Raw genomic sequence first — 22,807 nt, 5'->3', positions numbered from 1 at the left:
GGGGGCCGCAGGCGGCCCCCCGACGCCCGGAAGCGGTTGAGTCGATTCAACGTTGTAAAATTGCAGGTACTGGCCTGCGGGCCGCGGCAGGAGCAGGGGGACAGGGATGGCGGCAACTCTTCACGACGTGGCCCGCGTGGCGGGAGTGTCCTTCAAGACCGTCTCCAACGTGATCAACAACCACCCCCATGTCCGGGACACTACCCGCGCCAAGGTGGAGAAGGCCATCGAAGAGTTGGGCTACCGGCCCAACCTGACCGCCCGCAGCCTGCGTTCCGGGCACACCGGAGCCATCACCCTGGCGCTGCCTCAGTTGCGCCTTCCCTATTTCGCGGAACTTGCCGACGCCGTGATCGAAGCTGCCGCGAAACGCGGCCTGGTGGTGCTCATCGAACAGACCGGCGCGGACCGCAACCGCGAACTTGAGGTGATGGCCAGCCCGCGGCTTAAAATGTCCGACGGCCTGCTCTTTAGCCCCTTGGCCCTGGGCCAGGAAGATGCGGACCTGATCAAGGCTGACGTGCCGATTGTCCTCCTCGGCGAGCGCATCTTCGGCAGTTCTTCAGACCACGTCACCATGCAGAACGTTCCGGCAGCACGGGCCGCTACCGAGCACCTGCTGGACCTCGGCAGGAAACGCATTGCCGTCGTCGGCGCCCATGAGGGCGAGGTCATCGGCTCGGCGGGCCTCCGCCTGCGGGGGTACCGGGAGGCCCTTGAGGCCCGGGGGATCCCGTACGACGACGGGATCGTCGCCTGTGTGGTGGACTGGCACCGGTCCAACGGCGCCGCAGCGATGCACGACCTCCTGGACCGCGGGGTGTCCTTCGACGCCGTCTTCGGCCTCAACGACACCCTTGCCCAGGGCGCCGTGCGTGTCCTGCAGGAAGCAGGTTACCGGGTCCCGGACGACGTCGCCGTGATCGGCTTCGATGATTTGGACGAAACCCGCTACACCCTCCCCACGCTGAGCACTGTTGATCCCGGCCGCACGGAGATCGCCGAAACTGCCATCACCATGTTGCTGGAGCGGATCAAGGAGCCCGCCGGAACGCCGCCGCGGGAGATCGAGACGGCGTTCCGCGTAGTGACCCGTGAATCAACTGTGGGCAGCGCGGCGGTTGGTGCCGCGTAGGTCCTATTTCCAACGCGCTGCAGGCCAGCCGTCCGTCCACTCCAGCTCGGCGAGCCCCAGGCGGAAGGCGCCGTCGAGTTCCTCCGCGTAGTAGTGGAACGCGAGCGTAGTGCCGGAAACGGACTGCCCGCCCGGCCCCACGCGCCCGCCGTCGGATGCCAGGAGGGGCGTGCCGCCGCCGTCGAGCAGTCCCTTACCCTCGGCGTCCACATAGGGTCCGGCGATGTTCTCAGCCCTGCCGACAGCGATGTTGTACGTACTCTCGAGCCCCTGGCAGCAGAAATCGCGGGAGAAGAACAGGTAATACTTGCCGTCGTGCGGCAGGATGTATGGCGCCTCGATCGCATTCGGCGGTGCTTTCCGGTCCGCGATCGTCACCGGTTCTTCCGTCCCCGCCCGAAGGCCAGTGGGCCACTCGAGTTCCACCAGCTGCAGTCCGGTCCAGAAGGAACCGAAGGACATCCACGGAGTGCCGTTTTCGTCTTCCGCGATGCCGGCGTCGATGGCGTTGAACCTCTCCCCCTTGGAGGAGACCACCTGCCCCTGGTCCACCCACTTGTAGTCCGGGTCGGCAGGGTCAAGGGTGGTGTTCGTGGCCAGTGCGATCACCGAGAGGTTCTTCCCGAACGTGGACGCGGAGTAGTAGAGGTACCAGGTCCCCTCGTGCTCGTACAGCTCCGGCGCCCAGAGGTTGTCCACGCCCGGCACCGCTTCCTTGAGCCAGGCGGGTTTCGCCGGCCACACCTCGCCGGCGTACTCCCAGTTCACGCCGTCGCCTGAGCGCCGCACCTGGATGTTGCCGTCCGCCACCTGCCCGTTCCCGGTCGAGTAGATGAACCAGGGTTCACCGTCCTCCCCCTTGACCAGCGCGGGATCGTGCGTGAAGAAGTCACCACGAAGTTCGGCGGCCGGTCCTGCCTCTGGCGCAGGCGCCGCTGCGCCGCATCCAGTCAGGACAAGGACGACGGCGGCCAGCACCGCCGCCAGCCGCGCCGCTGTCCATCGAACAGCAGGGCGGCCGGCAGCGGGCCTTTTTGGCTGGGTCACGTCAGCCAAGCGCGACGGCGGACCAGGACACCGGCGGAAGCGTCACGGTGAGCGTGCCCTCGTCCAGGACGGCGCCGTCGAGCTGCTTCAGGCCCACGCGGTTCTGGTCCTGAAGGGTGTTCTTGGCGTAAACGTCCTCATCGTGCAGGGTCACGGCCTCGGTGATCGTCTTCGCGTTGAGTTCGGAGACGTTGATCGTCACGTCGATGGCCTCGGTCAGGCTGCGGTTGACCAGGAAGACGGCCGATTCTCCGGTAGCGGCATCGGTGGTTGCCACTGAGTCCACCAGCGGGGCCTCACCGTAGACCGCCGTCGTGTAGGTTCCGGCCTCGATCCTGGGGCGGAGCACTTCGCCTTTCGCGAGGCGGGACGTGACGGAGAACGGGAAGAAGGTGGTCTGCCGCCAGGTGTCACCGCCCGGTTCGGTCATGATGGGGGCGATCACGTTGACCAGCTGGGCGAGGGATGCGGCGGCAACCCGGTCGTGGTTCTTCAGGAGCGTCATCAGCAGGTTGCCGAACACCACGGCGTCGGCCACGGAGTAGGTGTCCTCGAGCTGGCGCGGCGCGTGCGTCCATTCCTCGTTGACCTCGTCGGAAGCCTGGTGCTCGTCCAGGTACCAGATGTTCCACTCGTCGAAGGAGAGCTGGATGGTCTTTTTGCTCTTGAGCTTGTGCTTGACGTGGTCTGCGGTGGCCACCACGGTCTCGATGAAGTACTGCATGTCCAGCGAGGACGCCAGGTAGGAGCCGAGGTCGCCGTTGCGCTCCTGGTAGTAGGCATGGCAGGAGATGTAGTCCACGTAGTTGTAACTGTGCTCCAGGACTACCCGCTCCCACTCACCGAACGTGGGCATGGAGGATCCGGAGGAGCCGCAGACTACGAGTTCGAGGTTCTTGTCGGCGGTCTTCATGGCGGAGGCGGTGCGGGCCGCGAGCTTTCCGTAATCCTCGGCGGACATGTGCCCGATCTGCCAGGGACCGTCCATCTCGTTACCAAGGCACCACATGGTGATGTTATAGGGATCCTTGGTGCCGTTGGCGATGCGCTGCTCGCTGAGTGCGGTCCCCGAGGGATGGTTGGTGTATTCCAGCAGGTCGAGGGCGGCTTCGATGCCGCGGGTTCCAAGGTTCACGGCCATCATCAGCTCCGAGCCGGTGAGCTTGCACCAGCGGGCGAACTCATCCAGACCCACCTGGTTGGACTCGAGCGAGTGCCAGGCGAGGTCACGCCGGACCGGGCGCTGGTGGCGCGGGCCAACGCCGTCCTCCCAGCGGTAGCCGGAGACGAAGTTGCCGCCCGGGTAGCGGATGGTGCTCGAGCCCAGCTCCTTGACCAGTTCGATGACGTCCAGCCGGAAGCCGTCCTCGTTGGCAGTGGGATGCTCCGGCTCGTAGATGCCGTCGTAGACACAGCGGCCCAGGTGCTCCACGAAGGACCCGAAGATGCGGCGGCTGACAGGTGCCACAACAGCGGCCCTGTCGATAGTGACGACGGTGGGTGCCACAACGGCCAGTTCCGTTTGGTCGGCAGCGGCTGAGGTGATGGTCATTGGTGTGTTCCTGTTCTGTATAACGTTGTAGATATTGGGAAGTAGGAAGGGGCGGGTGGTCAGGGGGTTCTAGGCGGGGGAACCGGCGGGTTCAAGCGCGGCGAGCCGTTTCCCCACCAGCCAACCGGAGAGCAGCAGGGGAACCGACGCCCCCACAAGGGGCACCAGCACCGTCAGCCCGGAAAAAGCGACGGCGGCGGCCGCCAGGGTGACCAGCATGGACAGGCTCATCACCGGCGAGACCAGCGGCAGCACAAAGGCCGTCCGCCACGTCCTCGCCGCCTTGTCCCGATAGCGGCTGCACAGGGCAACCGCGGTTGCCGCGGCAGCCACCGTTACCAGGGCGGCAACCGTTGAAAGCGCCAGGAGGACAGCGTGCGTGGCAGGCGGGATCGCGGGCCCGGCCGGTCCCAGCAGCACCAGGAAGTCCAGGAGGAGTACGCCTCCGGCTATCCAAAAGACACTTCCCACCCGGTTGGCGTGCCAGAACTGGAAGCGGTAGGCCGTGACGAAGTCCCGGAGCAGCGTGTCCCCGGCCGCTCCGCGGCGCAGCCTGCCCAGGACTGAGGTGGCGGCGACGGCCGCGGGGAAGACCCCCAGGACCACCAGCCCGGCCAGGACTCCGGCCACAAACAGCACGTTGACCAGGACCAGCCGGCTTGCGAAACGGAGCCAGTCCATCAAACGTCCGGCCCATCCCAGGGGAGCATCATTCATCGCGGTGCATCCCGGGTTCCGGACCAGGCCACGCCGTGCTGGTCTATGCCGCTGAAGGACAAGGCAGTCCGGCCCCCGGCCCAGTCCCAGGAACCGAAAACTACTGCGTCAAGCTCAACGGCATCTTCTGGCCCGGGGGTGGCGGTCCGGAGCCGGATGTGGGCTGGCGCACCGGAGGAAACAGCGCAGCCGCCGGTGGTGCTTTCGAGTTCCCTGGCCACAGCCCTGACAAGGTCTGTGGACTCAGGAGCGAAACGGAGAACCTGCCAGGTTCCTGCCACCGGAACAGGTGAGGGGAGCGTTTCACGTTGCACTCCGGCGAAGGGCTGGGGCGAGACCACAGGCCAGCCAGCCGCGGTAAAGAAGACCCGCCGGAGCTGGACCACGTGTTGGCTCGGGTCCGCGGCGAAGCGGACGTGATGGACCGCGAAATACTCCATGCCGTGCGGACCCGCCTGGGTGAGGACTGAATTGTGGCCGGGGGCCAGCCACCCGGTGCCGCCGTCGAACTGGTAACTGCCCAGCAGCTTGGTTCCCACAGCCGCGGGAGGGGCGTCCATGTCCGTCATGTCCGTGCCACGGAAGTCGCGGTAGGGACCGGTGATGGAGTCCGCTACGCCCACACGCATGTTGTAGGTATTGAAGAGGGAATCGTAGGAGCAAAAGAGGACGTAGCGGTTTTCCTCAGGCCGGTACAGGACAAAGGCGCCTTCCACCGCCCCCTCCACGGACTTCGCCCGGCGGGCGATGACTGATCCGAGATCACCCTCCACCAGCGGCAGCCCAGTGTTCCGGTCCAGCGGGAGGATGTAGATGCCGGAGAAGAAGGACCCGTAGGTCAGCCAGGGGAGGCCATCGGCATCAAAGGTTACTGCCGCGTCTATGGCGTTTTGGGAATGTTCGCCTTTCCTCGTTGCCACCGCCAGGCCGCGGTCCTCCCACGGGCCGGCCGGTGATGGTGCAACGGCAAGCCCGATGGCGGAGGTGTTGGAGCCGAAGGTCGACGCCGAGTAGTACATATGCCATTCGCCGTTCGGCCAGCGGACCACGTCGGGCGCCCACAACCCCCGCGCCCCGGACCATTGCGCAGCCGCTTCCGGCACGCCGTCAAAAGCTGTTCCGGTGTACGTCCACTCCACCAGGTCCGCGGAGGTCCTGATATGTACTCCTGCCGGTATATCTTCCGAGTTGGCGACGGCGTCAGTGGAAAACATGTAATAGGTGCCGTCATCGTCCCGCACTACGGTGGGATCGTGGGCGTGGCGGGCTCCCCAGGAGGAAGGCTCCCGGCGGGCCCCTGCAGGGAGCGGAAGCAGCTCGCGGGAAACGTCAAGATCGATAGCCACGGTTCAGCCCTTGGAGCCGGAGAGCGCGATGGATTCGATGATCTGGCGCTGGAACACCACGAAGACGATCAGTACCGGCAGGAGCGCCACGAAAGATGCGGCCATGATCAGCGGGTAGTCCGTCTGGATGGCGTACTGGGCGTTGAAGTTGGCAATGACCAGCTGCAGCGTCTGGGTACCCGGCGAGTTCAAGTAGATGATCGGGGCGAGGTAGTCGTTCCACATCGCCATGAACCAGAGGATGAACTGGGCGGCGAGGGCCGGGCGGATGGCCGGCAGGATGAGGGTCCAGAAGATCTGCAGGTAGGAGGCACCATCGATCCTGGCTGCTTCGACGATGGAGTCCGGGATGCTGTTCAGGAACTGGCGCAGGAAGAAGATCATGATGATGTTGCCGAAGAGTCCCGGCACGATCAGCGGCAGCAGCGTATCCACCCAGCCGATGCTGGCGAAGATGGTGAACTGCGGAATCATCAGGGTGGGGAACGGGATCATGAGCCCGGACAGGAGTCCCAGGAACAGGACGTTCTTGAAGGGCATCCGCATCTTGGCGAAGGCAAAGGCCGCGAGCGCGGAGGTCAGCGAGCCCACGATGGTCACCGAGCATGCCACGATCAGGCTGTTCTGGATGCCGGTAAGGAGCGGGCCGGCAGTCCAGATGCGGGCGTAGTTCTCCCACACGAACGGATCCGGGATCCACTGCGGCGGAAGCTCAAAGACGCCGTCCTTGGTCTTGAGCGAGGTGGAGAACGTCCAGGCGAGCGGGGCGATCATCACGATGGCACCGACGCTGAGGATCAACGTGGTAAGGATGTTTCCCAGGCGGAGCGTGTCCTTGGCGGACCGGCTGCCGCCGGTTGCCCGCGAAGCGGAAGAGCGTGAACCCCCGGTGCCGCCAGGAATTTCCTGGCTCGGTTCCAGTGGTGGAGTGGTGATGACATTCTGTGCGGACATGGCTGCCTGCCTCAATCGATCGAGAACTGGTTGCGGCGGTTGAGCCGGAACTGGATGAAGGTGATGGCGAAGACCAGCAGTCCCAGGACCACGGACATGGCCGATGCGTAGCCCATCTGGAGGTTATCGAACGCCTTCTGCCAGATGTACCAAACGATGGAAGCCGACTGGAATTCAGGGCCGCCGGTGGGGGTCATGATGTTGATCTCCACGAAGATCTGGGATCCTCCGATGATGCTGGTGACGATGAGGAAGAAGGTGACCGGCCGGACCATGGGAATGGTGATGTGCCGGAACTGCTGCCAGGCGGTGGCGCCGTCGAGCGCGGCTGCTTCATAGAGATAGCGGGGAACCGACTGGAGGGCGGCCAGGTAAAGCAGCATGGAGTATCCCAGGCCCTTCCAGATGGCCATGATGATGAGCGCCGGCTTGACTGTCTGGGTGTCCTGCAGCCAGTTGGGGCCGTCGATCCCCACCAGGGCAAGGCCTTGGTTGATGAGGCCGAAGTCGCCGTTGAAGGCCCACTGCCAGAGGATGGCGACGGCGGCGATCGAGGAGATCACGGGCAGGTAGTAGACGGTGCGGAAGAACGTGGTTCCGCGCATCTTGCGGTTCATGGCCAGGGCCAGGCCCAGTGAGATGACCAGGCCGATCGGAATGCCGATCATCATGTACAGCGTGTTCCAGAGCGACTGCAGGAAGTAGCGGTCGCCGAACATCTTTGTGTAGTTGTCCAGGCCCTTGAAGACCGGCGCCGAGATGCCATTCCAGTTCGTGAACGATGCATAGACAGAGAAAAGGAGCGGGAAGAGCGTAAAGAGGAGGAACCCGATCACCGGTATGGCAACAAATGCAAGGGCGGCCTGGTGTTCCTTCCGGTGAAGCCGCGAGCGGCGGGTGATGGTTGACATCGCTGGATCCTCTTTGATTCGTGATGGTGGTGCTGAAGGGAAAAGTGCACCGGAAACGTGCGTGGGGCCGGGTGCCGCGGCCGCGCTGGACGCAGCCGCGGCACCTGGGTTGTTGGGGCTGTTTCAGCCCTGTCAATTACGGCGTTAGTTGCCGGATTGCTGGTTTGCGGAGTCCAGGAATTCCTGCATCCTGGGCTGTGCTTCCTTCAGGTAGTCCGCCGCCGTCTGCTTGCCGTCCAAAACAGGCTGAATGTTGGTGAAGAGTTCGTCGTACCACTCAGCGTTGAAGGTATTGCCGCCTGGCAGCGCCCGGCCGTAGTCCTTCACGATTTCGAGGAACTCGGCCTTGTTGGCCGGCTTGGTGGTGGTGTCCGCGGCCCAGGTCTCGGCCATGTCCTTCAGGTTGGGGATCTGGATTCCGGCGTCCACCAAGCTCTGCTGGGCTTCCTTGTTGGCGGTGAGGTATTCCACCAGCTTTACAGCTTCTTCGGGGTACTTCGTGCTTTCCGAGACAGCGACGCCGAGGGTACCGATCCAGCTGGCCGTCTTGCCGCTGTCTCCGGCCGGGTAAGGAATAACGTCCCATTCAAAGCCCAGCTTCTGGTAGGTGGAGAGATCCCAGGGGGCGATGGGGAAGAACCCGATTTCGCCCTTCATCCAGCGCTGGTAGGTGTCCAAGGTCTGGGCTTCAGCCACCGAAGGTGTCACACCGTGGACATTCTGCAGGTCGGCAAACCACTGCAGCGATTCAGCAAACTCCGGGGTGTCCACCGTAACCTTGGTGCGGTCCTCGTTGAGCCAGTCCCCGCCGTTGGACCAGACAAACGGCTGCAGGTTCCACTGGACGTTCAGGCCGGTGCCCCACTGGTCCAGGGTGCCGTCGCCGTTGGTGTCCGCCGTCAGCTTCTTGGCAGCTGCCACGAACTCGTCGAAGGTGTACGGCTTGTCCTTGTCCGGCAGCGGAATCCCGGCCTTCTCCAGCATCGTCTTGTTGTAGCCGAAGGAGAACGGGCCCACGTCCTTGGGCAGGGCGTAGATGGCACCCTCCCCCACCCTCTTCCCGTCGTAGCGGTAGCTGTCGACGCCGTACTCCCAGATGTTCTCCAGGTCGATGGTGTCGGAGCCTTCCACGTATTCGGTGATGTCCTTGACGATGCCGTTCTGCACGTAGGCCTGGACGTCGCCGGGTCCGATGTAGAACACATCCGGGACCTGCTTGCCGGCAATCGCGGCCTTCAGCTTCGTAGCGTACTGGTCAGCGGTGGTTACGATAATGTCCACGTCCACACCGTTGGCCGCTTCGAACTGCTCCACGGCCTTTTCATAGGCCTTCTTCTCGTCTTCACCTCCGCGGAACATAAACGTGAGCTTCTTTTCGCCGCCGGCGTCCCCGCCGGTGGGGGCGGAGCAACCGCCGAGCATAAGGCCGGCGGCGGTAAAGAGCGCCAGGGTTGCGGCCATGGGACGTGACTTCATCATCACGCAGTCCTTCCGGGTTGGGTGGAGCAACAAGTGTATTGGCTGAGCTGAGCGGTACCGGACCCCGCACGCCGCGGTAGCGGAGCGTCTTTGCGAGGTTCTTTGCAACGTTGTAAGAAACCATCACACAGCAGCAGATGAATCGTCAAGGGTTGGAAAACGAATGTCCCCAGCTCGGGGCGGCGACTGCTTGACGTGATCCAGGTCGCATGCCATATTTCCATTACAACGTTGCAAGATTTCTTTCCCCCGCTGCGGCCCGGTGCCGCACCCACTTCCCGGAAGGAAGCCCACCGCTTCGCGCACCGCGCCGTCCTGGAGCCGCTTGCCGGCGGCAGGGACCAGCTGGACGGACTGCACGCCAACACCCAGATCCCCAAGGTAGTTGGTTACGCCCGGCTCGCCGCCGCCAGCCACCGGGCATACGAGCGCGCCAGCTCCAGCTTCTGGGACTCGGTGGTCCTGCGCCGCTCCGTTTCCGTCGGCGGAAACAGCGTGCGGGAACACTTCCATCCATCAGCCGACTTCACGCCCATGATCCTTGATGCCCAAGGTCCTGAAACCTGCAACACCTACAACATTCTGAAGCTGGCCAAGCTGCGCTTTGAACACGTGGGCGACCCCGCCGCCGTCGACTTTTATGAACGGGCAACCTACAACCACATCCTGTCCTCCCAGCACCCCCGCCGCGGCGGATTTGTGTACTTCACACCCATGCGCCCCCGGCATTACCGCGTCTATTCACGGGCGCAGGAGTCGATGTGGTGCTGCGTCGGCTCGGGGCTGGAAAACCATGCCCGTTACGGTGAACTGATCTACAGCCGCAGCGGGAACGAACTGCTGGTCAACCTCTACATCCCCTCGACCCTCGACTGGGCGGATAAGGGCCTGCAGGTCAGGCTCGAAACGGACTTCCCGCACTCTGACGAGGCAACGCTGCACGTCACAGCGCACTCCCCCGTCGAGGCCACCATCAGCCTGAGGCGTCCGGGATGGGCAACCGCATTTGAGGTCGACGGCGGGGCCGCGCCGGCGAGCGCCGGCCACGTCAGCATCAGCCGTACCTGGCAGGGCGATTCCGCCGTCCGGATCCGGCTCACCCCCGGCTTTCGAACCGAAGGCCTGCCGGACGGTTCGCCCTGGGTCTCATTCCTTTACGGCCCCGTGGTGCTGGCGTCGCGGGCGGGAACGGAAGGCGTACCCGGGTTCGAGGCAGCAGACGAACGGATGGGGCACGTGGCCTCAGGGCCCTTGCTGCCGCTTGCCGGAACCCCCGTGGTTCCCAACGCCACCTCCATCCGGCTTCGGGACAGAGCCACGTTATCGGCGGAGCTGTCCGTAACCGACGCCGACGGCCAACCCGGCACCGTTGTCCTGGAACCGTTCCACGCCATTCACGACGAGCGGTACACCGTGTACTGGCCCTCCGGTGAGCCCCGCGAGCGGCGGGAGGGGCTGCTTAAACTGGACCGGGCCGCCGTCGTGCAGGGGGAAATGGTGGATGGCGTCACCGCCGGGGAGCAACAGCCGGAGGCGGACCATGGCTTCAGTGGTGAAGGCACCAGAGCCGGGGGCGGCGAGGGCATCCACTGGCGCAACGCAACCGGGTGGTTCTCCTACGTCCTTAACGATCCGGACGCCCGCGCCGGCCTGCTGCGGGTCTGCTTCCGCCCGAACGAAAACCGCTGCCATCAGCTGAGCCTGAACGGCTTGCCTCTGGGCGAACCTCTCCGTCTGGCGCAGGAGGGCGGGGAGGTGCTGAGCGATTTTGACATCAGTGATGCCCGGCGGGCTGCATCCCTTGGCGGCGGACTCGTCTTCACCGTCACGGCGCTGCCCGGCATGAGGACAGGGGATCTCCTGTCCGTCCAACTCCTTGCACCACCCGGCCCGTAACTTCCGGGCACGCGGTCATAAACGGGCGGTCAAAGCTCCGGGGCGTGCTCCTCGGGCAGTGCGCCCTCGCCTTCCGGGTGCCGCTTCAGGTTGAGCAGCGCCAATGCCAGGCCGCCCCATACCGTGAGGATGGCAATGATCATCATGGTGATTGCAATCGGTGTCACCGTGCCGTCTCCTCTTCTTCCTCGTCCAGCATGGATTGGTACTCCGGGTCATCATGCGCTTTGGAATTACGACTCCATGGAATGAAGGTCAGGACCAGCGCCATGACCACCAGCGCGCCGGCCATGCCCCAGCCGAACAGGCCCACAAACCACTCGGGATAACCCTCGTAGGTGGTGGAGATCTTGCTGATGAATTCGCTGGACACCATGTAGATCAACGCGAGCGGCACCACACCGGCCACGAGTACCATCCACGTCCGGCGCATCTTGATCGTTGAGGTGTGACTAAGGTGCGCTGACAACAGCGGCAGCTTGCGCAGGAACCATGCCAGCACCACCACGGTCACCAGCGCGCCCAGCGTAATGCCAAAGCTGTTGACGAACGCGTCGGAGGTGTCAAGGAGGTACAGGCCCGTCGCCGTGGGGAACAGGGCCAGGGACACTGCCGCGACGAGCACGCTGACCACCATGGAAGCCTTGATCCGGCCCCAGCCGAGCTTGTCCTGGACAGCCGCAACGATAACCTCCAGTACCGAGATCAGCGAGGTGACTCCCGCGAACACCAGGGATCCGAAGAACAGCACACCCATGACGGCCCCGAACGGAGCCTGCGAAACAATGGTCGGGAACGCGACGAATGCCAGGCCGATGCCCTGCGTCACCACATCGTTGACGCCGGCCCCCGCGGCCTGGGCCATGAAGCCCAGGGCGGCAAACACGCCGATGCCGGCCAAGATTTCAAAGCCCGAATTCGCGAAGGCAACCACCATGCCGGAACCAGTGAGGTCCGTCCTGCGCTTCAGGTAGGAAGAATAGGTGACCATGATGCCGTAGCCCACGGATAGCGAGAAAAAGATGTGGCCGTAGGCCGCCGCCCAGACGGACGGATCGGCCAGCGCGGACCAATCGGGGGTGAAGAACGCGTTGAGACCCTCAGCGGCACCTGGCAGGAACAACGATTGGACCACCAGCAGCACAAACATCACCACCAGCAGCGGGAGCAGGATGGAGTTTGCGCGGGAGATGCCCTTACGGATCCCGGCCACCATGATGAGGATGACGGCTATCCAGACCAGCAGCAGGGGAAAGAACACAGACGGCACGTAGGTGAAGCCGACTCCCGGCGCCTCGGCTACCCTGAGGAAGCTCCCGAAAAAGTAGCCCTCGGCGTCGTCGCCCCATGCCTCCGTGAAGGAAAAGATTGTGTACATCAGGGACCACGCGATGATCACCGCGTAATAGGCCGCGATAACAAAGCAGACCAGGACCTGCCACCACCCCAGCGGCTCAGCGACCCGGTGGAGCCTGCGGTAGGCCAGCGGAGCGGAGCCCCGGAATTTATGGCCCACGGCGTAGTCGAGGAACAGCAGCGGGATGCCTGCCGTCAGCAAGGCCACGAGGTACGGGATGAGGAAAGCACCGCCGCCGTTGTCATAGGCGATGTAGGGGAACCGCCAGATGTTGCCCAGTCCCACGGCTGAGCCGATGGCGGACAGGATGAAGAGCCGGCGCGTGGAAAAGGTCTCGCGCTTCGCTGGCGTGGCCGTGCCGGCCCCGCGCGAGCTCTCGGCGGCAGCGCTGCTCATGCCGCCCCGCCCCCGATGCTTGGCCAGGCTTTAACAACGCCGCGCGCGCTGCGGCAGTACTGTGTCCGGTTCATGTGAAGCTCTCTCTCGCGTAGAGGTGAGTGTCCGGTGCAGAGCTATCCGGGGACTTTACTGCGGATGCCACCCCTCCGGGAAGTCCCTGTGCACGTCCCGCCCCGGGAGGGGGCACGGATTCGGGACTTGTGTCCTGCCCCGGTAGTAGGGTTCCGTCATGGACATCATCCTGGTACCCGGTTTCTGGTTGGACGCCTCATCCTGGGAGGAGGTGACGCCTGCCCTGGAGGCCGCCGGCCACCGGACCCATCCGCTCACGCTTCCCGGGCTCGAGTCCGTGGATGCGAGCCGTACCGGGATCGGCCTCCGCGATCATGTCGAGGCCGTGGTTGCCGCCCTCGATGCCCTGGAAGGAAGGGTTGTGCTCGTGGGGCATTCCGGCGGTGGCGCCATCATCCACGGCGCCCTTGATGCCCGGCCCAATCGGGTAGAGCGTGCCATCTATGTGGACAGCGGCCCCCTCGGCGAAGGGGGCGTCATCAACGATGAACTGCCGGCCGACGGCGACGACGTGCCGCTTCCGCCGTGGGAGGGCTTCGAAGACGCCGACCTTGTAGATCTGGACGAGGGGATTCGCGAAGCCTTCCGTGCACGGGCCATCCCCCAGCCGAAAGGCGTCGCCTACGATCAGCAGCACCTAAGTGACGAGCGCCGCTACGACGTACCGGCCACCATCATCGCCTGCGAGTTTCCGTCCTCCACGCTGAAGGAATGGATTGACGGCGGCCACCCCTTCGTTGCGGAGCTGGCCCGGATGCGCGACGTCGAGTACGTGGACCTCCCCACCGGGCACTGGCCCCAGTTCACCAAGCCCGGAGAACTGGCCAGCGCCATCCAAGCGGCGGTGGAGCGGACGCGGTAGCCCGTCGTCGTCATTGTCGCCCCGCCGCTGTAGACTCGGAGTATCGAACATATATTCGAATAAGGGTGTGTTGTGGGCGTTATTATCGGTCCCCGCGTGATAGATGCGGGGCTCTCTTTACAGCTGGCCTGGGTGTCCCCAGTGCCCGTTGCTGCCGGCTATCCCTCGCCTGCGCAGGACTACTTCGACGGCCGGATAGACCTGAACGAGCACTTGATCAAGGACATCACCAGCACGTTTGTGGTCCGGGTTACCGGCGACTCGATGGAGCGCGCGGGCATCAGCGACGGCGATGAACTCATCGTCAACAGGGCCCTTGAACCGAGGGACGGCTGCGTGGTGATCGCCGTCCTGGACGGGGAGCTGACGGTCAAGCGGCTCCGCATCACCGCCACGGGCGTGGTGCTCCAGGCGGAAAACCCGAAGTACCCGGACATCAAGGTGCCGGCTCTTAGTGAGCTGACCATTTGGGGTGTGGCCACCCGGTGCCTGCACCATGTCTAAGGGATACCCGTGACCCGGCCAGCCATCATGCGGCAGATGCCCGAGATCGCCCATGTGGACGTCAACTGCTTCTATGCCAGCGCCGAACGCGCCTTTGACCCCTCCCTGGAGGGAAAGCCGCTGATCGTCCTGTCCAACAATGACGGCTGCGCCGTCACGCGCTCACCGGAAGCGAAGGCCCTTGGCATCGGAGTCGGCGAGCCCTGGTTCAAGCTCGCACCGCGGGCCAAGGAATGGGGACTGATCGCGAAGTCCAGCAACTACGAACTCTATGGAGACATCAGCGCCCGCGTGATGGAACTGCTGGGACGCTACTCCGCCTGGCTGGAGGTCTACAGCATCGACGAGGCGTTCCTGGGAGTCAAAGGTACCCCGGACCACCTGCTGGAACTCGGCCGGACCATCAAGGCAGCGGCAGCCCGGAACGTGGGTGTCCCCGTCTGTGTGGGCATCGCCCGCACCAAAACCCTGGCCAAGCTGGCCAACCAGTGGGCCAAGCACAATCCGGCGTTCAAGGGTGTCTGCCGCTGGGATTCCGTACCCATGCAGCAGCAGGAGGCACTGATGGCCAGGCTTTCCGTGATTGAGGTCTGGGGCGTGGCAACCAGAATCACCAAACGCCTTAACGCCATGGGCATCCACTTCATCCTGGACCTCCAGCGTGCAGACCCCGTCCGGATCCGCGAGCGCTTCTCGGTGGTGATGATGCGGACCGTCCTGGAACTGCAGGGAACACCCTGCATCCCCATGGAGGAAGCCCGGGTTGGCCGGGACCAGCTGATCTTCTCCCGCTCGTTTTCCACGCCCATCACCACGGCCCACGACGTGCGGCAGGTTCTCAGCGTTTACGCCCAGATGGCGAGCGGCCGACTGGCCAAGCACAACCTGCAGGCGAAACTCCTTACGGCGTTTGCGGGAACGTCCCACTTCAACGCGCAGGAAACGGCCTTTCCCTCCGTGTGCGTTCCGCTTCCCATGCCGACGGCGGACCCGGTCATCCTTACCAAAGCCGCCCACGCGCTGCTGCCCGCCATCATCGACGGCACCAGGTACGCCCGCGCCGGCATCATGGTTACGGACCTGCGGCCCAGCGGGAACCAGAAACCGCTGGAGCCCTTTGAGAACCCGCACGAGGAAAGGCACATCGGCCCGCTGCTGGAGGACATCACCCGCCGCTATGGCCGCGGCTCCATCGGCCTGGGCCACGCCGGGATCCGCGGCGGCCCGGACTGGACCATGAAGCGGGACATGCGCTCCCCCCGGTACACCACGCACTGGGACGAGCTCCCGCTCGTCAAGGCAGCCTAGCTGCCCTAATGCAGTGTGACCCGGGGAAGCGCCCCCACCACGCCCTACGCTTCGTCCTCCACGCTGACCGGATCCTCAATCAGCAGTGCCGTGCCCTGGAACGCGCCGAGCTCAATGAAGAAACTGTGGAGGTCATCCACCTGGCCCACGGTCTCCTCGGTGAACAGGTCCTGGACCTGCGCGCCGGACTCCAAGTGCGTGGAGTGGACGCTGCCGGTGATGCTTTCACCGGAGAAGTTCAGGACGGTCACCTGGATCTGCCCTGACGCGAGGCGGTGCACCATCACCAGCAGGCCGCGGTGGGAAACGTCCGGGACGTCCAGGAGCAGGCTGGTGGCAATTCCCCATTCCTCCCGGACCTTGAGAATTTTCTGGAGCCTGCGGGCGAAGGACTGGTCGTCCTTGAGCTGCTCGGGCAGCGGCCCGTAGAGGCTGCGTGCCCGGGGCATCCCGGAAGCCGAGACGGTGGCTTCTGCGTTGGTACCCATCAGGTCGTGCGCGCCCCGGTTGATCCACCGGGTATCGCCCTGGGCCGTGAGCTCGCTGACCTGTGCCCGGTCCAGCGTTGTCATGCCTACCATGTCCCAGCCGGAAAGCGCGAAGACTCCGGGCTGAAGCGCGTTGTACATTGCCAGCAGCAGGTGGGCTTCCCGCACCGTCCCGACCTGCTCGGCAGTCAGCGAGGAAATGTCCTTGATGCCCAGGGCAGCGGTGATGACGCTGACCGTGGTGCAGGCAATGCCGTTAGTGGTGAAGGTCGCGTTGTACGGCCCGTTTTCGCCCGTGAGCTTGTTCCGGAGCGTGTCCTGAACATGTTCGGTCAGCTCGGCGCCGGTCAGCTCGGAACCAGCCAACTCGAAGACGTCGTCCTTGTGCCGGGTGGCAAAGTGCACCAACTCGTAGGTCAGCTCATCGTGGTTCTGCAGCGCGTGCACCAGTGACGCCTGGTCCACGCCGATCTCCATCGCCAACCGCAGGGTCAGCCGCAGGAACTCCGTGTCCTGGGTGACTAGGGCATAGTGGTAGCCAGGCCGCGTGATGAAGTCATAGGACAGGTCCGGGCCGGTTTCGGAGGTCGCCTTGATGTCATCGATGGTGAGGTTAAGTTCCTGGAACGAGAAGCCTCCCACCTTGCGCACCATGCTGCCGATCAGCTGGTTCGCTGCTTCAGAAAGCGGATGGCCTTCGGACCAGCCAGGCTGTTCCTCCGCGCTCTTTTCGACGCCAAGGAAGCCGTTGGCATCCAGGCGCAGCGCGCCGGTACCCAGGTCCAGGAGCGAATGCAGTGCGTCGCCTACCACCAGGCGCATGCCGGAGAAAGTTGGGTCCAGCCAGTTGATGGAGGGCTGCCCGGCTTTGAAGTAGTGCAGGTACACCCAGCGGCGCTTCTGGCCGGTGGTGTCCACAATGGCCCGGGTGGCGCTCCAGTTTGTTTCCTTCACGCCGGGTTCGTAGAAGATAACGCGCTGCAGCCTGCCGATGATGTATCCGGCCTTTTGCAGGGCCTGCTCGGCATCAGGGCTGATGTTGACCGAGTCCTCGCCCGGCGGAACATCGGGCAGCAGGTGCCAGTCCGATTCGGGAATGTCGATCATGTGGTAGATGCCGGGGTAATCCCGGTAGTTCATTTCGGCCAGGCGGAAGTCTGCGCCCTTGCCGGTGTGCCCGGGGACGATGTCATCGATGATGGTGCCGTCGTGTTCGCCGGCAACCTCGCACATCCGGCGGAACTCGTCTTCGGAACCGAACAGCGGATCAATGGCCATGCTGATGCGGTCAAAGTGCCCATCCACGCTGGGCGTTTCGGCCCACCCCTGCAGCCCGCCGGCCTTTTTAACCGGTCCTGTATGGATGGCCCTGATGCCGATCTCGCGGAACGTCTTCCACAGTTCCGGATCCCCGAGCGCCCCCAGGAACGATTGTCCCGGCGTCGTCATGAAAGAGAGCGGGTAGGCAGTGAACCACACCGAGGCGCGTTCGACCGCGGCCCGCGGGTTGGGGTGCGCGAAGGAGTGCTGCCACATGCTCGCCTGCCCCGACAGTTGCCGGGCGAGGACGTTGGCATCGCCGAGCATCGCCTGGTTCCTCAGCCACTCCACATAGGTTTTGTTGAGTCCGTCGAGTTCCAGTGACGGCGCGTTGGCAAAGTACTGCCGGCGCCGGGCCACGGGCCGCAGCGCTTTGGGCCGTGCAGGATAGAACTTTTCATCGAAGGTGATTTCCGGCGCTTCCGGGGCCTCCAGGAGCTCTGCAGCTTCCGCCGCCTCCGCTTCCGTCACACCGCCGGTGTCCCCCGCTAGCTCTGCTGCATCATCCTCAGAGACGCTGGCGGTAGCTTTTCCCAGTTCAGACACTGAGTTCCTCCCTCAACTCGACTGCATTCCACTCTGCCATGATTCAACCGCCGGCCGAACGGCGCCGGTCCAAGAATTTCCGGTGAGCGACGGCTCAATGAGTCCGTACCCGCGGGAACCGGTAGAAATGCACGTGGTGAGGCAGAACCTCGACCTGCAACGCCGGCCCTGCGCAACAGTGTGAAATGTGCGCGAGCGCCTGTCCGTTTTACAACGATAGAAAGAGTTAAGGCAACAGCACTGAAATGACCGCGTGAAACGACCCCGTGGCTGGGGCGGCCGCCTTGACATGCTGATTGTGAGCGCTGACAGTTGAGTGAGCCGCCACCCATCCCCATCGGAAAGCTGATTCATTGAAGAACTGGGCAGGAAACCTCGAATACTCCTCTGCGACTGTGGAACGGCCGGAATCGGTGGCGGAACTGGCACGGATTGTGGAACGGGCCGCCCGGGTCAAGGCCTTGGGATCGCGCCACTCCTTCAACCGTGTGGGCGACACTGACGGCGTGCACGTCCTGCTCGATGCCCTGCCCCAGCAGATCACTCTGGACCGGGAACGCAACACTGTGAGGGTCAGCGGCGGCGTCAGCTACGGTGCCCTGTGCCGCACTCTCGAGCAGTCGGGTGCAGCCATCCACAACCTCGCGTCACTTCCCCACATTTCGGTTGCAGGCGCAGTGCAGACGGGAACCCATGGATCCGGGGTGAACAATCCCTCATTGGCCGCGGCTGTACAGTCCATCGACCTGGTGCGGCCGTCGGGCGAAAGCGTCACGCTGTCCCGGGAAGACGGGGACGAGTTCGCGGCCAGCGTGGTGGGCCTGGGCGCCCTCGGGATCGTCACCGGCCTTGAACTGGCCGTGCAGCCCAGCTTTCAGATGCGCCAGCGCGTGCTGGAGGACCTGCCGTGGGATCGGGCACTGGCAGCGTTCCCGGAACTGATGTCCAGCGCCTACAGCGTCAGCCTCTTCACGAACTACGCCGGCGACACCATCAGTCAGGTGTGGCTTAAAGCGCTTGGCTCGGAGCCCCCGCTGACCGAACTGTTCGGCGCCACCGCGGCGCTGCGCCCTCGGCACCCGCTGCCGGACATGTCCGCGGAAAACTGCACCCTCCAGCTTGATGAGCCGGGGCAGTGGCTGGACCGGCTGCCCCACTTCCGTCACGAGTTCACCCCCAGCAAGGGCGAGGAACTGCAGAGCGAATTCATCCTCCCGCTGGAGCACGGGCCCGCAGCACTGCAGGCGGTCCGCAGCCTGGCGGCCAAGCTCGCGCCCCTGCTGTTTGTCTCGGAAGTCCGCACCGGCGCCGCGGACGGCTTCTGGCTGAGCCCCTTCTACCAGCAGCAGAGCGTGGCCCTGCACTTCACCTGGAAGCCGCTGCAGGCTGAGGTCGAAGCCCTCCTTCCGGAACTCGAGGACCTGCTCCGGCCCTTTGGCGCCCGCCCGCACTGGGGCAAGCTTTTCTCCCCAGGCGGACATGATTGGGAGACGCTCTACCCTCGCTTCGCCGGGTTCCGGTCCCTGGCCTCTTCCCACGATCCGGAGGGCAAGTTCCGCAACGGACTGCTGGACTCCATCCTGGGTGTCCCCGCAGCGAGCGGCCGGTAAGGGAATAGGGTCGCGAGTGCGGCTGAGGCCGCGAGCCAAGGCGTTCGACGGCGGGTGCCACCCGCCGTCGGACGCCCCAGTCGAGTACAGGTCGCTCCAGCCGGCAGGCGGGCGCGCGCCCAGAAACGTGGTCACAACGTCCTGCACCGCGGACAAGTTCCGGATGGTTGACCGCCAAGTGCAGCGCGACCGCACCGCCGACGCTGAAGCCGAAAACATCAACCTCGCGGACGTCCAGGTGTCCAAGGAGCCCGATGACATCGGCCGTCGGGCTGCAGTAACGGCGGAACGTCAGCATGCCGGATTGTTAGGCTGTACCCATGAACCGTCCCCTTGCCACCCTGTCCGCTGTCCCCCTGTTGCTGCTGCTTGCCGGCTGCGGCGCCGTAGAGGAAGCTGCGGGGAACGCAGCCAGCGATGCCGCCTCGAAGGTGGCCACCGCTGCCGCGGACGAAGTGAACCGGCAAATCTGCGCGGTAATCCAGGACGGAATGGTCAGCGCGGAGGACAAGCGGGTGCTCGGAGGGTTGGTCTCGGCCGCCCGTACTGCCGGTGTCCCGGCGGAAATTACGACGCCGCTGGGCCAGATCGCTGAGGCTGGAGACCAGGTGCCGGCCGAGTCGGTCCAGGCCCTGAAAGATGCTTGCACGGCGTAAGGCCATTCCCTTTTATTGCCCCCTTTTGGCCACCGCATCCTGGTGCTACGGTGAAATGACGAACTAGTAAGCCTGTGATACTAAATTCACGGAGCGAAGGAGATCGTCATGGCTGAACGCGGCAATACCAAACACGGTCCAAACCTGGACGACCAGATGAAACACGAAGCCCAGGGCGTGGTCCACGGAATCCAACCGCCCCACGCGGAGGAATGGCGCGAAACCGAGCCGTTCCCCGACGATACGGATCCTGCTGAAATCCAGGAAGCCCTCAATCCTGTAGCTTCCCCGGACTCCATCAGCGATGAGGAGGACGACCAGTGACCGGCAGCTTGAAGGAATACGCCGAGCTGTACCGGCTGGCAGGCCCTTGGTGTACGGCATACGTCGACGCTGGAACGGGCACTGTAGACACCTTGGAAGCGTCGGATGTCAGGCCCGGGAACATCCGGGCCACGCTGGAGGCCGCAGGCGCGTCCCCAGCTGACCTTGATGCCATGGAACAGGCCCTGCAGCCGGAGGCGGGGGTACCTGCCCCTGTTTCCAGGTTTGTCCTGGTACATCAGGGCAAGGCGGAGCTCAATGAGGTCCTGCCGGGAGACCGTGTGGGGGCGGAGCGGGTTTCGGTGGATCCGATTCCTGACCTCCTGCCGCTCGTCAAGCACCGTCCCGAGGAATTTCCCTATGTTGTGGCCGAAGTGAGCCGCGAACACGGTGAGATCCGGCTGCACTATGCCGGCACAGGCTCTCCTGCCAGCACCCAGGAGGTGCAGGGAGAGAGTGAGCACGTCAGCAAGTTCCAGGGCGGCGGCTGGGCCCACCTCCGATTCCAGCACCACACAGAGGATGTATGGCGCCGCAACGCGGACCAGATGGCCGAAGAAATTGACCGTGTGGTGAGCAGCAGCGGTGCCCGGCTGGTGGTTCTCGCAGGAGACATCCACGCCCGCAGGCTGGTGCAGGAGCAACTTTCCAAGGCCAGCCAGGCGCTGGTGTCAGTCATTGATTCCCACACCCATACGGCCGGAGCGGATTCCGCCCTCCTTGAGGACCAGGTCAACCAGCGGGTGGCGGAACAGTGGGCTGCCGAACAGCAGGAGATCATGGAGCGGCTGGCCATGCAGGAGGGCCAGGCCAACCCGGAGTCCGCCACCGGAATCGGCGCTGTGGTGCACGCGCTGCAGCAGGCGCAGGTTGAAGTCCTGATCCTGGACGAGGCAGCCCTTTCCGAACGGACCCTGCTCGCGTTCGACGCTGAACCCTGGGTTGCTACCGCCGAGGAGGAGTCCCTTGGAGCAAACATCCTGGGTAAGGTTCCGGCGCCGGCGGCACTGTTGCGGGCTGCTGCCCTGACCGACGCGCGGGTTCTCCTGGTCCCCGGCCCCGTCCTGCCGGAAGGTGTGGACGTGGCCGCCCTGCTCCGCTGGCCCACCGGCCCGGCGGTGCCGTCGTCCTAAACCAACCAACACAAGCGACCGGAAGGTGAATCATGGCAACTTCGAATGAAAGCCAGGACCGTGGTCCCGGTGGCGCCATTATCCCGGAAGAGGATGCGCTGCCGAATCCCACGCGGACGGGCCACGGCAAGATGCCGGAAAACATAGACGACGACGTGTACGAAGCAGCAGCCGAACAGGAGCGGGTGGCGGCGGGCCTCGCCGATTATGCGCCCAGTGACGTTCCGCCGGCTACCGATCCATTGCCGCCTGAAGCATCAGAGGCTGCGGATTTCGCCCAGCGCGGCCTGCTGGATGACAACGACGCAACCGGGAACCAGGAAAACAACAAGTAGATCGCCAGCGACAGGAGGGGCAGGGCCATGTGGCCCTGCCCCTCCTGCTATGTCGTTTTACTGACGCATCTTCACTGGTGCGGCTGGTCCAACCCGCGCAGCCCGGCCCCGCGGCCCCCATGGGGGCGGCGCACGTTCCTGTGCTCAGGAGCAACAAAGGGAACCACCTCCGGATCCCGGGTAGCCGGCAAAGCCCGAACGAATTTCGAAAGTTCCTCGTGCAGGACCTTCCAGGCAATATTGGGATCGTCGGGATACGCATCGCTTTCCGCCTGCCGCGCCGCATCCAGGGCAGCCTTGCCGGCTTCGGTCAGCTCGACCTTAAACTGCCGGCGGTCTGCCGACTGCCGGGTCCTGCTGATATGCCCTGATGCTTCGAGCCTGGTGAGCACCCTGCCCAAGGTCTGGCTCTGCACGCGGACCACTTCCGCAAGCTGCTCCTGGTTCAGGGGTCCGGCAGCCAGCCCCTCCAGTGCGATCACGGCGGCCCGGGTCAACCCAAGGGGCGCCAGAGCGTCATCCTGACGCCTTTGGACCAGCCGCGCCGCCAGCGTTATAAGGCGGTAGCTGTTCCGTGCATCCGGATCGAGGTTGCTGGTCATCGGCCGCGGCCTTCCTGTAGGTGGCGAAGTTCGGGTGTCCTCACCCCTTCATGCGTCGCTACCTACCTACAATAAGCATGCTTAGCATCCTATTCGCAAGTAGGCTTACTATTCAGCCCCAAAACGTCCCTGCGCCTCCTTGCACAAACGCTCCGCAGCGGACATTTCCAAACACACCCCCTTGCAAAGCAAATGGGAAGTGTGCTTAGTATCTAAGTAGTAACCATGCTTACTAACTACAGCCAGCACTGCTG

At 64.3% G+C, this 22,807-nt stretch carries 21 protein-coding genes; 10 read left to right on the top strand and 11 right to left on the bottom strand.

What is annotated here, in order from left to right; all coding sequences use genetic code 11:
- Positions 1-106 precede the first annotated feature (106 nt).
- Positions 107-1,135 carry a LacI family DNA-binding transcriptional regulator gene (locus M1D93_RS00320; RefSeq protein ID WP_461173223.1) on the top strand — a complete coding sequence of 343 codons (1,029 nt, stop codon included), beginning with the start codon at positions 107-109 and terminating at the stop codon, positions 1,133-1,135.
- 3 nt (positions 1,136-1,138) lie between these two features.
- Here M1D93_RS00320 and M1D93_RS00315 read toward each other — a convergent pair whose 3' ends face one another.
- The 7 genes from M1D93_RS00315 to M1D93_RS00285 all read right to left on the bottom strand — a co-directional run bounded on the left by M1D93_RS00315 (position 1,139) and on the right by M1D93_RS00285 (position 9,141).
- Entirely contained in the window at positions 1,139-2,182 is a 1,044-nt protein-coding gene (locus tag M1D93_RS00315) for an arabinan endo-1,5-alpha-L-arabinosidase (protein ID WP_461173222.1), read from the bottom strand.
- 1 nt (position 2,183) lies between these two features.
- Positions 2,184-3,734, bottom strand: coding sequence for an arabinosylfuranosidase ArfA (arfA, locus tag M1D93_RS00310; RefSeq protein ID WP_461173221.1), 1,551 nt, complete (start codon positions 3,732-3,734; stop codon positions 2,184-2,186).
- Between the two features lie 69 nt (positions 3,735-3,803).
- The gene (locus tag M1D93_RS00305) at positions 3,804-4,415 is read right to left on the bottom strand and encodes a YesL family protein (RefSeq protein WP_461173220.1); all 612 of its coding nucleotides are present in this window, start codon (positions 4,413-4,415) and stop codon (positions 3,804-3,806) included.
- A 32-nt stretch (positions 4,416-4,447) separates the two neighbouring features.
- Complete coding sequence (locus M1D93_RS00300) at positions 4,448-5,797, bottom strand: arabinan endo-1,5-alpha-L-arabinosidase (RefSeq protein WP_461173219.1); 1,350 nt, start codon at positions 5,795-5,797, stop codon at positions 4,448-4,450.
- Positions 5,798-5,800: 3 nt separating this feature from the next.
- The gene (locus tag M1D93_RS00295) at positions 5,801-6,751 is read right to left on the bottom strand and encodes a carbohydrate ABC transporter permease (RefSeq protein WP_461173218.1); all 951 of its coding nucleotides are present in this window, start codon (positions 6,749-6,751) and stop codon (positions 5,801-5,803) included.
- A gap of 11 nt (positions 6,752-6,762) precedes the next feature.
- On the bottom strand, positions 6,763-7,662 hold the full coding sequence (locus M1D93_RS00290; protein WP_461173217.1) for a carbohydrate ABC transporter permease: 900 nt from the start codon (positions 7,660-7,662) through the stop codon (positions 6,763-6,765).
- 144 nt (positions 7,663-7,806) lie between these two features.
- Entirely contained in the window at positions 7,807-9,141 is a 1,335-nt protein-coding gene (locus tag M1D93_RS00285; protein WP_461173216.1) for an ABC transporter substrate-binding protein, read from the bottom strand.
- 231 nt (positions 9,142-9,372) lie between these two features.
- Here M1D93_RS00285 and M1D93_RS00280 point away from each other — a divergent pair, with 231 nt between their 5' ends.
- Complete coding sequence (locus M1D93_RS00280) at positions 9,373-11,037, top strand: beta-L-arabinofuranosidase domain-containing protein (RefSeq protein ID WP_461173215.1); 1,665 nt, start codon at positions 9,373-9,375, stop codon at positions 11,035-11,037.
- A 29-nt stretch (positions 11,038-11,066) separates the two neighbouring features.
- Here M1D93_RS00280 and M1D93_RS00275 read toward each other — a convergent pair whose 3' ends face one another.
- Together M1D93_RS00275 and M1D93_RS00270 are read right to left on the bottom strand one after the other, a co-directional pair.
- A complete protein-coding gene (locus M1D93_RS00275) occupies positions 11,067-11,204 on the bottom strand; it encodes a methionine/alanine import family NSS transporter small subunit (protein WP_461173214.1) in 138 nt (45 codons plus the stop codon).
- Positions 11,201-12,790 (bottom strand): sodium-dependent transporter, encoded by a 1,590-nt coding sequence (locus tag M1D93_RS00270; protein WP_461173213.1) that lies wholly within the window; start codon positions 12,788-12,790, stop codon positions 11,201-11,203. Before M1D93_RS00270 ends, M1D93_RS00275 begins: the two co-directional genes overlap by 4 nt.
- Positions 12,791-13,022: 232 nt before the next feature.
- Between M1D93_RS00270 and M1D93_RS00265 the strand changes: the two genes are divergently transcribed.
- The 3 genes from M1D93_RS00265 to M1D93_RS00255 all read left to right on the top strand — a co-directional run bounded on the left by M1D93_RS00265 (position 13,023) and on the right by M1D93_RS00255 (position 15,539).
- Positions 13,023-13,727, top strand: a complete 705-nt coding sequence (locus M1D93_RS00265; RefSeq protein ID WP_461173212.1) for an alpha/beta fold hydrolase — start codon at positions 13,023-13,025, stop codon at positions 13,725-13,727.
- Positions 13,728-13,799: 72 nt separating this feature from the next.
- Positions 13,800-14,231, top strand: coding sequence for a LexA family protein (locus M1D93_RS00260; protein ID WP_461173211.1), 432 nt, complete (start codon positions 13,800-13,802; stop codon positions 14,229-14,231).
- 27 nt (positions 14,232-14,258) lie between these two features.
- Positions 14,259-15,539 (top strand): Y-family DNA polymerase, encoded by a 1,281-nt coding sequence (locus M1D93_RS00255; protein WP_461175079.1) that lies wholly within the window; start codon positions 14,259-14,261, stop codon positions 15,537-15,539.
- A 44-nt stretch (positions 15,540-15,583) separates the two neighbouring features.
- Here M1D93_RS00255 and treS read toward each other — a convergent pair whose 3' ends face one another.
- A complete protein-coding gene (gene treS, locus M1D93_RS00250; protein ID WP_461173210.1) occupies positions 15,584-17,893 on the bottom strand; it encodes a maltose alpha-D-glucosyltransferase in 2,310 nt (769 codons plus the stop codon).
- Positions 17,894-18,246: 353 nt separating this feature from the next.
- On the opposite strand from treS, the gene M1D93_RS00245 reads away from it, so the two are divergent.
- The 5 genes from M1D93_RS00245 (at position 18,247) to M1D93_RS00225 (ending at position 21,951) form a co-directional block, all read left to right on the top strand.
- Positions 18,247-19,503 (top strand): D-arabinono-1,4-lactone oxidase, encoded by a 1,257-nt coding sequence (locus tag M1D93_RS00245; protein ID WP_461173209.1) that lies wholly within the window; start codon positions 18,247-18,249, stop codon positions 19,501-19,503.
- A 320-nt stretch (positions 19,504-19,823) separates the two neighbouring features.
- Positions 19,824-20,159, top strand: a complete 336-nt coding sequence (locus M1D93_RS00240) for a hypothetical protein (protein ID WP_461173208.1) — start codon at positions 19,824-19,826, stop codon at positions 20,157-20,159.
- 108 nt (positions 20,160-20,267) lie between these two features.
- Positions 20,268-20,483 carry a hypothetical protein gene (locus tag M1D93_RS00235; protein WP_461173207.1) on the top strand — a complete coding sequence of 72 codons (216 nt, stop codon included), beginning with the start codon at positions 20,268-20,270 and terminating at the stop codon, positions 20,481-20,483.
- On the top strand, positions 20,480-21,616 hold the full coding sequence (locus tag M1D93_RS00230; protein WP_461173206.1) for a baeRF2 domain-containing protein: 1,137 nt from the start codon (positions 20,480-20,482) through the stop codon (positions 21,614-21,616). Before M1D93_RS00235 ends, M1D93_RS00230 begins: the two co-directional genes overlap by 4 nt.
- A 32-nt stretch (positions 21,617-21,648) precedes the next feature.
- A complete protein-coding gene (locus M1D93_RS00225; protein ID WP_461173205.1) occupies positions 21,649-21,951 on the top strand; it encodes a hypothetical protein in 303 nt (100 codons plus the stop codon).
- Between the two features lie 71 nt (positions 21,952-22,022).
- Here M1D93_RS00225 and M1D93_RS00220 read toward each other — a convergent pair whose 3' ends face one another.
- Positions 22,023-22,553 (bottom strand): MarR family winged helix-turn-helix transcriptional regulator, encoded by a 531-nt coding sequence (locus M1D93_RS00220; RefSeq protein ID WP_461173204.1) that lies wholly within the window; start codon positions 22,551-22,553, stop codon positions 22,023-22,025.
- Between the last annotated feature and the right edge of the window lie 254 nt (positions 22,554-22,807).

The organism is Arthrobacter sp. Z1-9, from assembly GCF_054792695.1.
This window is presented reverse-complemented; position numbering and strand designations above follow the sequence as displayed.